Raw genomic sequence first — 12,346 nt, forward strand, 5'->3', positions numbered from 1 at the left:
GCGGTGGCCTAAGCTGCAGGCAAGAGCGGCCCAAAGCGGGCCGCAGGGACGAAGCCCGAAAGGTAGAACATGGCGACGAATTCAGGCGGTGACGGCAAGAACACGCTCTACTGTAGCTTCTGCGGCAAGAGCCAGCATGAGGTGCGCAAGCTGATTGCCGGCCCCACAGTTTTCATCTGTGATGAATGCGTCGAGCTGTGCATGGACATCATCCGCGAGGAAACCAAGGCCAGCGGTCTGAAATCCACGGATGGGGTGCCGACGCCCAAGGATATTTGCGAGGTTCTGGACGATTACGTGATCGGCCAGGCGACGGCCAAGCGGGTTCTGTCGGTGGCGGTGCACAACCACTACAAACGCCTGAACCATGCCCAGAAAGCGGGCGGCGACATCGAATTGGCCAAGTCCAACATTCTGTTGATCGGTCCCACCGGTTGCGGCAAGACCCTGCTGGCGCAGACCTTGGCGCGGATTCTGGACGTGCCGTTCACAATGGCGGATGCAACCACGCTGACCGAAGCCGGTTATGTGGGTGAGGATGTCGAGAATATCATCCTCAAACTGCTGCAGGCGTCGGAGTATAATGTCGAGCGTGCGCAGCGCGGCATCGTCTATATTGACGAGGTCGACAAGATTACCCGCAAATCCGAGAACCCCTCGATCACCCGTGACGTATCGGGCGAGGGCGTGCAGCAGGCGCTGCTGAAACTGATGGAAGGCACCGTGGCCAGCGTGCCGCCACAGGGCGGCCGCAAGCATCCGCAGCAGGAATTCCTGCAGGTGGACACCACGAATATCCTGTTCATCTGCGGCGGTGCGTTTGCCGGTTTGGACAAGATCATCGCACAGCGAGGCAAGGGCTCGGCGATGGGCTTTGGCGCTGACGTTCGCGACAATGATGAGCGTGGCGTCGGTGAAATCTTCAAGGATCTGGAGCCCGAAGATCTGCTGAAATTTGGCTTGATCCCAGAATTTGTTGGCCGTCTGCCGGTTCTAGCAACGCTGGAAGACCTGGACGAAGATGCGCTGGTGACGATCCTGACCAAGCCCAAGAACGCTCTGGTCAAGCAATACCAGCGTCTGTTCGAACTTGAAGACGCAGAGCTGGCCTTCACCGATGATGCGCTGAAAGCGATCGCCAAGAAAGCGATTGAGCGTAAGACAGGTGCGCGTGGTCTGCGATCAATTCTGGAAGATATCCTGCTGGACACGATGTTCGAACTTCCGGGTCTGAAAAACGTGACCGAGGTTGTTGTGAACGAAGAAGCGGTGTCTTCGGACTCGCAACCGCTGATCATCTACGCGGATGCGGCTGAGTCTGCCTCGGCTGGGTAAATTCAAAGTCTCCTGACATATTCGGCGCGGTTCCTCCGCGCCGTTTTCTTTTGAGGGCACTATGGCAATTAGACGTATTTCTTCAGGCGGGGAATTTGAGGCCAAAGTCGGATATTGCCGTGCCGTGGTGGCGAATGGATTTGTCTTTGTTGCCGGAACCTGCGCTCAGGGCGACGACATTCCCAAAGATATTGTTGGTCAGTGCAGGTCCTCTCTTGATGCAATTGGAAAAGCACTGGCTGAGGCTGGGACGGATTTCGCGCATGTGGTCCGTGTAAACTATTACTTGCCGGACATGAGTGAGTTTGAACTGTGTTGGCCTTTGTTGGTTGAGGCATTCGGAGCCAACCCGCCAGCGGCAACAGTTACCGAATGCAATCTCATCACGCCTGAAGATCGCATTGAAATCGAAGTGACCGCAGTTTTGCCGGAATAGGGGCTGCGGTCTTAGTGACACTGGACCTTGGCGAGCCTTTGGTCCATATCTGCAGGAGCAGAAATACCGGAGGCAGACGATGGGAATCCTGAATAATCTTTTGCGAGCCGTAACCTGGTGGAATGGGGCCACTCTGAATACGCAGCTCTACACGGCGCGTAAGGGAACCAAGGTTGGCGAAGATAACGAAGGTAATGTTTTCTATCGCAATGCCGACGACAGCAAGCGCTGGGTTATTTTTAATGGTGAGGCCGAGGCCAGCCGGATCGACCCTGACTGGCATGGATGGTTGCATCGGACTTGGGACGAGCCGCCGACAGACAAGCCGTTGCAGCATAAAACCTGGGAAAAACCACATCAGGAAAATTTAACAGGTACGGCTTTGGCCTATGCTCCTGCAGGTTCGTTGCGCCGACCCAATCCGGTCGAACGTTCGGACTACGAGGCTTGGACCCCAGAATAAGCGAGGCGAGCAATGTCGAGCTATAATGTAACCGAAGTCCTGGTGGGCGGGGCCGTGTTGGCCTGTGCTGTGGCATTTGGCGTTTATGCCAGCCAATCGACTGGCCTGTCGCAAAGCGGACCGGGATATGAATTGGGCGCATCATTCAGATCGCTGGAAGGTGTTGGCGTTGGCACTGACGTTCGTCTTGCTGGTGTCAAGATCGGGACCGTGACAGGCGTTGCGCTGAACCCCGACACGTATCGCGCGGATACAACGTTTTCGATTTCTGATGGAATATTGGTGCCCGACGACAGCGCGATCGTCATCTCATCCGAAGGATTGCTGGGCGGAAACTTTGTCGAAGTGATGCCCGGTGGATCGCCCTTCTTTTTCGAACCTGGTGATCAGGTTGAGGATACGCAGGGTGCGGTCAGTCTGATTTCGCTGCTGGTCAAATTTGTGGCTGGGGATGGTGGCGAATGAAGCGCCTGTTTCTGATAGCAGCGCTGCTTGCATCCACCGGCGCAGCGGCCCAGCAAAAGGTTCAATCCGGCCCGGGCGCGATGCTGCGTGGTTTGGACAAGGTGAACGGCCACACCGTTGACGTCGAATTGCAAAGCGGTCAGACCGAGGCGATTTTTGGATTGGATGTGGCTTTGGGCGATTGCCGTTATCCGGCTGATAATCCGACCGGGGACGCCTTTGCCTATCTCACGATTTGGGAAAAAGGCAAGACAGATCAATTGTTTGATGGATGGATGATCGCCACATCCCCGGCGCTGAACGCGCTGGATCATTCACGTTACGATGTCTGGGTAATCCGCTGTATGACACCGTCCGGCAACTGATCCAATTCTGCGGTGAAGTCTGCGCTGGCCTCGATCGCGTCTTCCAAAGCCTGTCTGTACTGAGCGCGCGGAACTTCGATCGCGCCTAATGACGCCAGATGAGCGGTCAGAAATTGCGTGTCAAATAACTGAAATCCGGTGCGGCTTAGCCGATCAACCAGATAGGCCAACGCAATTTTAGAGGCATCCGTTCGCCGTGAAAACATGCTTTCTCCGAAGAACGCAGCACCCAAGGATACTCCGTAGACGCCGCCGACCAGTGCCTGTCCATCCCAGATTTCTAATGAATGGGCATGGCCGGATTGGTGCAGGCGTTGATACAGATTTCTCAGCTCTGCGTTGATCCAGGTGTCTGCGCGATCGGCGCAGCCGTCGACGACGCCAGAGAAGTTCTGATTGATCGTAACTGAGAAACCGCAGTTTCGGATTCGCCGCGCAAGGCTGCGGGATATGTGGAACCCGTTCAGAGGGATAACGCCCCGAAACTTTGGGTCGACCCAGAACAAATCCGGGTCGTCGCGGTGCTCTGCCATCGGGAAAATACCGATGGAATACCCATGCAGTAGGAGTTCGGGAGAAAGGCTCATACAGACAGTCCGACGTTCGAAGGGCCGAAGCCCTTCGAAGTGGTGGTGTTACTCGGCCATGTTCTCCGCAAGCCAATGCTCCAGCCAGTGAATGTTGTAGTCGCCGCTGTGAATGTCGGCTTCTTGGAGCAGAGCATGGAACAGCGGCACCGTGGTGTCGATTCCATCCACGATCAATTCACCCAGGGCTCGGTCCAGACGCGCCAACGCCTCGGCCCGGTCGCGGCCTTGCACGATCAGCTTGGCAATCAGCGAGTCGTAATAGGGCGGGATCGAGTATCCGTCATAGAGCGCCGAATCCATCCGCACACCCAGACCGCCGGGCGCGTGATAGGCGCTGATCTTTCCGGGGCAGGGCGAGAAGTTAGGCAGCTTTTCCGCGTTGATCCGAACCTCGATGGCGTGGCCGTTGATTTCCAGATCGTCCTGACCGAACGACATGTCCTCGCCTGCTGCCACACGGATTTGTTCGCGCACCAAATCGACGCCGAAAATGCCCTCGGTCACCGGGTGTTCCACCTGCAAGCGGGTGTTCATTTCGATGAAATAGAACTCGCCATTCTCATACAGAAATTCGATTGTGCCCGCGCCGATATAATTGATCTTCGCCACAGCGTCGGCGCAGATTTTACCAATCTTGGCACGTTCTTCGGGGGTGATGCTGGGGCCGGGGGCCTCTTCAAACACCTTCTGATGGCGGCGCTGAAGCGAGCAGTCACGTTCGCCCAAATGGACAGCCTTGCCTTTGCCGTCGCCAAAGACCTGAATCTCGATATGGCGCGGTGTGGTCAGGTATTTCTCGATATAGACCTCGTCATTGCCAAAGGCGGCTTTGCCTTCGGCGCGTGCGGTCATGAACGCGCTTTCCATCTCATCCGCGGTCTGCGCAACCTTCATGCCGCGTCCGCCGCCACCGGCAGTTGCTTTGATGATGACGGGATAGCCGAATTCCTCACCAATGCGCTTGGCGTCTTCCAAAGTCGGAACGCCGCCGTCTGAACCGGGTACGCATGGCACGCCAAGGGCTTTCATCGTGTCCTTGGCGGTAATCTTGTCACCCATCACGCGGATATGTTCGGCGGTGGGGCCGATAAAGGTGATGTCGTGATCTTCGACGATCTGCACAAACTCAGCGTTTTCGGACAGAAAGCCATAGCCGGGGTGGATCGCCTGCGCCCCTGTGATTTCACAGGCCGAGATGATGGCTGGCACGGACAGATAGCTTTGCGGGCTGGGCGGGGGGCCGATGCAGACAGATTCGTCTGCCATGCGGACGTGCATTGCGTCGCTGTCGGCGGTGGAATGGACGGCAACCGTCTTTATCCCCATCTCGCGCGCGGCGCGGATGACGCGCAGGGCGATCTCGCCTCGGTTGGCAATCAGGATCTTGTCGAACATGGGCCTGCCTTACTCAACAATGACCAGGGGTGTGCCGAATTCCACAGCGTCGCCGTCACCCACCAGAATGCGCTTGATGGTGCCCGATTTGGGCGCGTGGATGTGGTTCATGGTTTTCATCGCTTCGACGATCAGCAGCGTGTCGCCTTCGGACACGGATGCGCCGACCGAGATGAACGCAGGCGCGCCGGGTTCGGGCTGCATGTAGACGGTTCCCACCATGGGAGAGGTCACTGCACCGGGATGGCTGGCCGGGTCTTCGACGGCAGCCGGTGCTTCGGCCGCAGCAGCCGGTGCCGGAGCCGCAGCGGGTGCTGCAGGGGCCGCAGCCGGAACTGCCACCTGAACCGGAGCTACGGCGGCGGTTTGGGACAAGCGGCTGACGCGTACATTCAGGCTGTCTTCCTCGCCATATTCGCGTTTGACCTGCAATTCGGTCAGGTCGTTCTCGCGCAGCAGTTCAGCCAATGCCTTGATGAATGCCACATCCGCTTCGTGTTTGGTGTCTGTCATGAGTGTCCTCGACGGTTCCCCTTTGGCCCGTCTGTGTCTTGCGGGCTTTGGTCTGATTACGCAGCGTTATAAGCCATGAGCCTTGCCATGAAAAGCGCGTCTCGGCCTGTCAGATGGGGGTTTTAACTAAGTTTTCGAGGGGGGGAAGAGGTTACAGCGGCATTCCGGAAAGTTTTGCAACCAATTCCGGTAGTTTTCGCGCGCCGAATTTCTCAAGCAGCCGGGCGCGATAAGCTTCGATGGTGCGGTAGCTCAGGCCCAGTTCGACGCCGATTTCCTTGGCGGACAGGCCCCTGCATGACAAAATCGCCACTTCGCGTTCCCGCGCGGTTAGCTCGACCAACGGGCGTTCCTCCGAGATGTCGGAAAAGCTCCAGATGCCGTGGCGGAAAGGGTCATCGGGGGTCAAGGACCGACCGCGTGCGCGGCACCAGAACAAATCCCCATTTCGCCGCCGCATGACGCGCTCGTCCGTGTAATATCCGGTGTCGCGCATGACCTGTAGACTACGGGCACCGATACGCTCCCAATCTGCGACCGAGGGGTAAAGATGTAGCAAAGGCATGTTGCGATAGTCAGCCTCGTCCCCTCCGAAGGTCCGTGCGAACTGCAGATTGCAGCGTCGGATGATGCGGTTTTCCAACTCGACCAATCCGATAGGAGCATATTCGAAGGCGGCGTCACTCATTTCGGTATCGTGCAGGGAATTGTCTGGAAATAGAAGGGGTGCGGCCGAGAATGTGGTGTTGAAAGGCGTCAACACTGGTCTGATGATCGTGCAATCCGTTTGTTAAGGGTGTAAACTCGGTTTGAAAATGAACTCCTAAAAGATAGAAAAACCTTGAGAGTTTAGAAAACTGAACGTTTACAAAGGTTGGCTCCGCTTGGGGAGGGGCGAGAACATGCGCGACACGTTGACAGGCAGCCGTATTCGAGAGAGGCGGCAAATTGCAGGACTGCGGCAGGCAGAACTGGCGCGTCGGGTCGGGATCTCAGCCTCCTATCTGAACCTGATTGAACACAATCGCCGCAGGATTGGTGGCAAGCTGCTTGTGGATATTGCCGCGGCTTTGGCCGTTGAACCTTCGCTGCTGACACAGGGGCTAGAGGCAACGCTGATATCCGCCCTGCGCGAGGCAGCGGCGGACGCGGTGGGGCAACAGGCCGAAGTCGACAGTCTGGAAGAGTTTGCGGGACGTTTCCCGGGGTGGGCTGCTGTGCTGGCGCAGATGCACAGGCGCGTTGTCTCGCTTGAGCGAACGGTTGAAACCCTATCCGACCGTTTGACCCATGATCCACATCTGGCTGCTTCGATGCATGAGGTTCTGTCCACCGCCGCCGCGATTCGTTCGACCGCAGCGATTCTGGCGGAAACACAGGAGATCGAACCCGAGTGGCAGGATCGCTTTCATCGAAACCTGCATCAGGATGCTGAACGCCTTGCTGACAGTTCGAAATCCTTGGTTGCTTATCTGGATGATTCTGACGCGGCGGACGACCGTCGCGGCGTTCCGCTTGAAGATGCCGAGGCGTTCTTTGAGCAGCGCGGACATCATTTTCCTGAGATGGAGGGCAGCGAAGACAGCTCTGCGATAGACCTGAGCGAGATTGACTCGGCGGCAGCAAAGACCGTCGCTCGCGGTCTTTTGGATGTCTATGCAAGCGACGCCAAGGCCATGCCACTGGAGGCGGTGAAAGCTGCGCTGGCTGGCACAGAACCGGACCCGATCAAGCTGGCTGCACAGTTTTCGGTGGACATCGCGACGGTCCTGCGCCGTTTGGCGGCACTGCCAGACGGGGTGCTTTCGCGACCTACGGGACTGGTTGTGTGCGATGCATCGGGAAGTATCTTGTTTGCCAAGTCGGTGCCGGGCTTTGCGATGCCGCGCTTTGGCGAGGCGTGCCCGCTGTGGCCATTGTTTCAGGCTTTGAACCGGCCTTTGGTGCCAATTCGCAAACGTATCGTACAGCTTGGCCGGTCGGCGGCTGAGTTTGATTGCTATGCCTATGCATGGCCACAAGCGATGTCCGGATATGACGACGCACCTGTTTATCGCTCGGTCATGTTGGTTCGGTCCGTCGAAGAAGGCGGGCAGGGTGGCCAGCCGGTTGCCAGGGTCGGGCCAAGTTGCAGGGTTTGCCCAAATGCCGACTGCGAGTCGCGCCGAGAGCCGTCGATTCTGAGCGAAGGTTTTTGACACTTTCCTGACAGACAGCGTAAGCTGATACAGACAGGACTGCGGATGGGTATCCTGTCACGGGGAGGAATGAAACATATGAGCCGTAAGGTTCTGCTAATTGAGGATGAGCCGAACATCGCCGAGGCCATTCGGTTCCTGCTGACGCGTGAGGGTTGGCAGGTTGAAACGCACGCCGAAGGAACGGACGCTGTCGAGGTCATTCAGGGCGCAAATCCTGATCTAGTCATTCTGGATGTTATGCTGCCGGGCAAAAGCGGCATGGATATCCTGCGCGATCTGCGCGAGTTGGATGACCTTCGGGGTCTGCCGGTCTTGATGTTGACGGCACGCGGCCAGCTTCGTGATCGCGAAATGGCCGAAAGCGCGGGTGTCAGCCGCTTTATGACCAAGCCGTTTTCCAATGCCGAGGTCCTGACCGCAGTGCGCGATCTGCACGCGCAGGCCACGCAATCATGAGCAATGGCGAAGATCGGCAGCCTCAGGGTGTTCGGCCTTCGCTGTTTCTTGAACGCCAAAGCTATCGTCGGCGTCGGTTGACAGACGCTGCACGGCTGTTGCCAATTCTCGGGGCTGCATTGATCGCGATTCCGTTGCTCTGGCCTGAACCGGGGGAAACCGGGGCAGTCACTTTATCGTCGGCCATCCTCTATATCTTCACCTGCTGGGGGCTATTGATACTGATTAGCCTGATCTTTGGCTTTGCCGCCCGTCGCACGGCGGCGCGGGATGACACCGACCCGGACACGGATCGATGGCAACGCTGAACCTTCTGATCCTTGTCTGTCTGGGCTATGTGGTTCTTTTGTTCGGCGTGGCCTTTGCCGCTGACCGAATGGCTGCTGCCGGACGTGGGGCGTGGCTGCGATCCCCGTTGTTTTATACTCTGTCGCTGTCGATCTATTGCACCGCCTGGACATTCTACGGCGCGGTTGGAAATGCCGCCCGGTCGGGGCTGGAGTTTGTGACGATCTATCTGGGCCCCACGCTGGTCATGATCAGTTGGTGGTGGGGTCTCAGGAAACTGGTCAGGGTTGGGCGCAGCCAAAGGGTAACCTCGATCGCGGACCTGATTTCGTCGCGCTACGGCAAGTCGAATACGCTGGCAATCTGTGTGACCATTCTGGCGGTTCTGGGCGGTACACCTTATATCGCGCTGCAACTGCAGTCTATCACCTTATCGTTCTCGATCTTTGCAGAGGCTGACCCGTCTGGCCTTTACCGCGAGGGGTCAAGCGTGTTTTGGGTGGCTGCAGGGCTGGCGGTGTTCGCCATCCTGTTCGGGACACGAAACCTGGACGCGAACGAGCGTCACCATGGTGTTGTGACTGCTATCGCATTGGAATCCGTGGTTAAACTGTTCGCTTTGCTGGCGGTTGGCATCTTCGTCGTTTGGGGAATTGCAGGCGGCGTTGGGCCGATGATGGACCGCATAGACGCATCAGAGATCGGTCAGTGGAATGTGGACGCGGGCCGCTGGACGACGTTCATCTTCTTGTCTGCTGCGGCGTTTGTCTGCTTGCCGCGCATGTTTCAGGTGATGGTGGTTGAAAACGCGGATGAAGGACACCTGAGAACAGCGGCCTGGGCGTTTCCGTTATACCTGCTTTTGATGAGCCTGTTTGTGGTGCCAATCGCCGTGGTGGGTCTAGACCTGTTGCCAGAGGGGTCGAACCCAGACCTGTTTGTTCTGACTGTGCCCCTGTCACAGGGCAATGAGTGGCTGGCCATGTTGTCCTTCATTGGGGGCTTCTCGTCTGCAACGTCGATGGTGATCGTTACGGCTATGGCTTTGTCCACCATGGTTTCGAACCATCTTGTGATGCCAATCTGGCTAAGCACTCAGGAAGGGTCCGGGTCCTTGTCGGGCGATGTTCGACACGTTGTGTTGGTTGCGCGCCGTGTCTCAATCGCAGCGATCATGGCGTTGGGCTTTTTTTATTACCGGTTATCTGGTGGCGGCGCTGCGCTTGCCTCAATCGGGCTTGTGGCCTTCGCCGGTATTTCTCAGATTCTGCCTGCTCTGGTCGGCGGATTGTTCTGGCGCGGGGCAACGCGGACAGGGGCGCTTGTCGGGTTGTCAGTGGGGTTCCTTCTGTGGATCTATACGCTGCTTCTGCCGGGAATGGGTGGCGCGCTGATGTCCAGCTCGGTTCTGCAGGACGGCCCGTTCGGGATCGGCTGGCTGCGGCCGCAGGCATTGTTCGGGATCGAAGGGATGGACCCCATGGTCCACACGGTCATGTGGTCGCTGTCTTTGAATACCGTGGCTTTCTGCGTGGCGTCGCTGCTGAGTTTTCCCAGCCCGCTGGAACGCTTGCAGGGGGCGCAGTTCGTCAATGTCTTTGACCATTCCGTCGCCCCGCGTGGGTGGAACGGGTCTGTTGCGCAAAGCGAGGACCTGATGATCATGACCCAGCGCATACTGGGGGCCGGTCCCGCGCAGGAGTTCTTTCAGGCCGAAGCTGAACAACAAGGCGGACGATCCAGTCTGCCCGAACCAACCCCCGCCTTTCTGGAACGGCTTGAACGGGAATTGAGCGGCTCGGTCGGGGCCGCGACGGCGCACGCCATGATCGGCCAGATTGTCGGCGGGTCTTCGGTGTCGGTCGAGGACCTTTTGGCCGTGGCCGACGAATCCGCGCAATTGCTGGAATACTCCAGCCAGCTAGAAGTGAAATCTGCCGAACTTAGCCGCACAGCCCGGCAACTGCGCGAAGCGAATACCAAGTTGACCCAGATATCGCAGCAGAAAGACAACTTCCTTAGTCAGGTCAGTCATGAACTTCGTACACCGATGACCTCGATCCGGGCGTTTTCCGAGATCATGCGGGACACAGACGGTTTAACTGATGAAGAACAGACGCGCTATGCCGCAATCATCCACGACGAGGCGCTGCGGCTGACGCGATTGCTGGATGACCTGCTGGACTTGAGCGTTTTGGAAAGCGGACAGGTCAGCCTGAATATGGGAGGCGATACCCTGCGCTCGGTTCTGGATCGGGCGGTATCGAGCGCGTTGGCGGGCACCAGCAAAACCCTCACTGTTCGGCGCTCGAAGGCGTCCGAACGCATTCCGCTTCACACCGATCTGGATCGTTTGGGGCAAGTCTTCATCAACTTGATTTCCAACGCGCAGAAATACTGCGATGCGGTTGACCCGGTCCTGACCATTTCAGCGCATGATGTAGGCGGCCAAGTCGTTATAGATTTTGCGGATAACGGCAGCGGTATTCCAGCCGAGGCGCGGTCCATGGTGTTCGAAAAATTCGCGCGTGTAGGCGGTGACAAGGCAGGCGGGGCCGGTTTGGGTTTGGCGATCTGCCGCGAGATCATGCAGCGTCTTGGGGGCGATATCAGCTATTTGCCAGGGCAGGGCGGAGCAGCCTTCCGCGTACAGGTGCCACTGGCTTATAGACAAGCAGCCCAATAAGACGGGCGTAAAGGCATTCGTAACCTTTGCCGGAGTAGACCGGAACATAGGCACATTTACGATTGACGGCTCCAGGCATGACACAACCGGTCACCACAGCTTTGGCAAAAAAAGTATCTGCAAGCCAGGATGAACGCGGCGGTCAGACGAATTCCATTCTTCGCGCTTTGCGGTTGGCACTTGCCCGTACCGCTGCGGATCGTGTGCAATTGCCGTTGTCGGTCATCGCGGCAAGACGGGCATCTCGATCAGCCGACGGGCTTGCGGGGTTTGCCGGTGACAATTGGTTGTTGCTGCATCTTCTGAACAACGAAGGGCTTTCGGCAGCGGTCTGTATGGATTTGGAAACCGTTTCGGCCATCGTTCAAGTGCAGACTATTGGTGAGGTGACGTCAACGACACCAACGCCACGGGCCTTTACCGATACGGATGCCGCGATGGTTGCGCCCATGATCGAAGACGCATGCACCCGCGCGGCACGGTTGGTGGAAACCGTCAGTGAACAGGCAAGCCTGACAGGGTATCAGTACAAGTTGCGGCTGCCTGATCTTCGGGCGCTGTCATTGGCTATGACGCAGGATGCGTATGTTTCATATGATCTAACGGTCGAGCTGGGCGGCGGTTTGCGACAGGGCCGGATTTCGGTTCTTCTTCCCGAAGTGGAGGATCCAGCAGATGCCGAACCTAGTGGGGATTCGGGGCCGCATATCGAACAGGCATCGGGCGTGCTGCGCGCAGAGTTGAATACTGTGATTTGCCAAATGGCTTTACCCCTGGCTTCTTTTTCGGCGCTTGCAGCGGGGGATGTAGTGCCTTTGACCGGAGCACGTCTTGACCGTGCGCAATTGCTGACGATCGACAGGACTCGGACAGCAGTTGGGCGTTTGGGGCAATCCGGTGGAATGCGGGCAATTCGCCTGAACGAATATGAGCCGCAGGATGTGCCGTCACAGGCCGAGACTCAGGATTTCCTTGAGGCACGAACGTCGGCAATTCAACCATCGACAGAGCTGTCCGTAGAACCCATTCACACAGACACACATGCGATCGACACCATCGACAGCACGTTGCAGTTCGGCGACTCAGATCAGATCGCCGCTGAAATTTCGAAGCTGGCTGGCCTGAACGATGACGCAGGTCAGGTGACCTGATC

General features: G+C 57.6%; 14 protein-coding genes. 10 read left to right on the plus strand and 4 right to left on the minus strand.

The annotated features are described in order from the left end of the window. The first annotated feature begins 69 nt into the window (after positions 1 to 69). The 5 genes from clpX to GOX73_RS12375 all read left to right on the plus strand — a co-directional run bounded on the left by clpX (position 70) and on the right by GOX73_RS12375 (position 3,064). On the plus strand, positions 70 to 1,335 hold the full coding sequence (gene clpX / locus GOX73_RS12355) for an ATP-dependent Clp protease ATP-binding subunit ClpX (RefSeq protein ID WP_171121930.1): 1,266 nt from the start codon (positions 70 to 72) through the stop codon (positions 1,333 to 1,335). A gap of 61 nt (positions 1,336 to 1,396) precedes the next feature. Next, positions 1,397 to 1,771 carry a Rid family hydrolase gene (locus tag GOX73_RS12360; RefSeq protein WP_171125515.1) on the plus strand — a complete coding sequence of 125 codons (375 nt, stop codon included), beginning with the start codon at positions 1,397 to 1,399 and terminating at the stop codon, positions 1,769 to 1,771. A gap of 79 nt (positions 1,772 to 1,850) precedes the next feature. Next, positions 1,851 to 2,234 (plus strand): NADH:ubiquinone oxidoreductase subunit NDUFA12, encoded by a 384-nt coding sequence (locus tag GOX73_RS12365; RefSeq protein ID WP_171121932.1) that lies wholly within the window; start codon positions 1,851 to 1,853, stop codon positions 2,232 to 2,234. Between the two features lie 12 nt (positions 2,235 to 2,246). Beyond that, complete coding sequence (gene mlaD, locus GOX73_RS12370; protein WP_171121933.1) at positions 2,247 to 2,699, plus strand: outer membrane lipid asymmetry maintenance protein MlaD; 453 nt, start codon at positions 2,247 to 2,249, stop codon at positions 2,697 to 2,699. Further along, complete coding sequence (locus GOX73_RS12375; protein ID WP_171121934.1) at positions 2,696 to 3,064, plus strand: DUF2155 domain-containing protein; 369 nt, start codon at positions 2,696 to 2,698, stop codon at positions 3,062 to 3,064. The genes mlaD and GOX73_RS12375 overlap by 4 nt, the downstream gene beginning before the upstream one ends. On the opposite strand, the gene aat is transcribed toward GOX73_RS12375, so the two are convergent. The 4 genes from aat to GOX73_RS12395 form a co-directional block, all read right to left on the minus strand. Next, positions 3,019 to 3,651 carry a leucyl/phenylalanyl-tRNA--protein transferase gene (gene aat, locus GOX73_RS12380; RefSeq protein ID WP_171125514.1) on the minus strand — a complete coding sequence of 211 codons (633 nt, stop codon included), beginning with the start codon at positions 3,649 to 3,651 and terminating at the stop codon, positions 3,019 to 3,021. The two genes, GOX73_RS12375 and aat, sit on opposite strands and share 46 nt — an antisense overlap. Before the next feature lie 48 nt (positions 3,652 to 3,699). Beyond that, entirely contained in the window at positions 3,700 to 5,049 is a 1,350-nt protein-coding gene (accC, locus tag GOX73_RS12385) for an acetyl-CoA carboxylase biotin carboxylase subunit (protein WP_171121936.1), read from the minus strand. Between the two features lie 9 nt (positions 5,050 to 5,058). Beyond that, positions 5,059 to 5,562 carry an acetyl-CoA carboxylase biotin carboxyl carrier protein gene (gene accB / locus GOX73_RS12390; protein WP_171121937.1) on the minus strand — a complete coding sequence of 168 codons (504 nt, stop codon included), beginning with the start codon at positions 5,560 to 5,562 and terminating at the stop codon, positions 5,059 to 5,061. Between the two features lie 151 nt (positions 5,563 to 5,713). Continuing rightward, positions 5,714 to 6,250, minus strand: a complete 537-nt coding sequence (locus GOX73_RS12395; RefSeq protein ID WP_171121938.1) for a helix-turn-helix transcriptional regulator — start codon at positions 6,248 to 6,250, stop codon at positions 5,714 to 5,716. 214 nt (positions 6,251 to 6,464) lie between these two features. On the opposite strand from GOX73_RS12395, the gene GOX73_RS12400 reads away from it, so the two are divergent. From GOX73_RS12400 to GOX73_RS12420, 5 genes are all read left to right on the plus strand, one after another. Next, positions 6,465 to 7,760, plus strand: a complete 1,296-nt coding sequence (locus GOX73_RS12400; RefSeq protein ID WP_171125512.1) for a helix-turn-helix transcriptional regulator — start codon at positions 6,465 to 6,467, stop codon at positions 7,758 to 7,760. A gap of 78 nt (positions 7,761 to 7,838) precedes the next feature. Beyond that, positions 7,839 to 8,219, plus strand: a complete 381-nt coding sequence (locus GOX73_RS12405) for a response regulator transcription factor (protein WP_171121940.1) — start codon at positions 7,839 to 7,841, stop codon at positions 8,217 to 8,219. After that, positions 8,216 to 8,527 (plus strand): hypothetical protein, encoded by a 312-nt coding sequence (locus GOX73_RS12410; RefSeq protein WP_170386563.1) that lies wholly within the window; start codon positions 8,216 to 8,218, stop codon positions 8,525 to 8,527. The genes GOX73_RS12405 and GOX73_RS12410 overlap by 4 nt, the downstream gene beginning before the upstream one ends. Continuing rightward, positions 8,515 to 11,193 carry an ATP-binding protein gene (locus tag GOX73_RS12415; RefSeq protein WP_171125510.1) on the plus strand — a complete coding sequence of 893 codons (2,679 nt, stop codon included), beginning with the start codon at positions 8,515 to 8,517 and terminating at the stop codon, positions 11,191 to 11,193. The genes GOX73_RS12410 and GOX73_RS12415 overlap by 13 nt, the downstream gene beginning before the upstream one ends. 77 nt (positions 11,194 to 11,270) lie before the next feature. Continuing rightward, positions 11,271 to 12,344 (plus strand): FliM/FliN family flagellar motor C-terminal domain-containing protein, encoded by a 1,074-nt coding sequence (locus GOX73_RS12420; protein ID WP_171125508.1) that lies wholly within the window; start codon positions 11,271 to 11,273, stop codon positions 12,342 to 12,344. The last annotated feature ends 2 nt before the right edge of the window (positions 12,345 to 12,346 follow it).

The organism is Ruegeria sp. HKCCD7221 (assembly GCF_013031225.1).
Classification (GTDB): Bacteria; Pseudomonadota; Alphaproteobacteria; order Rhodobacterales; family Rhodobacteraceae; genus Ruegeria.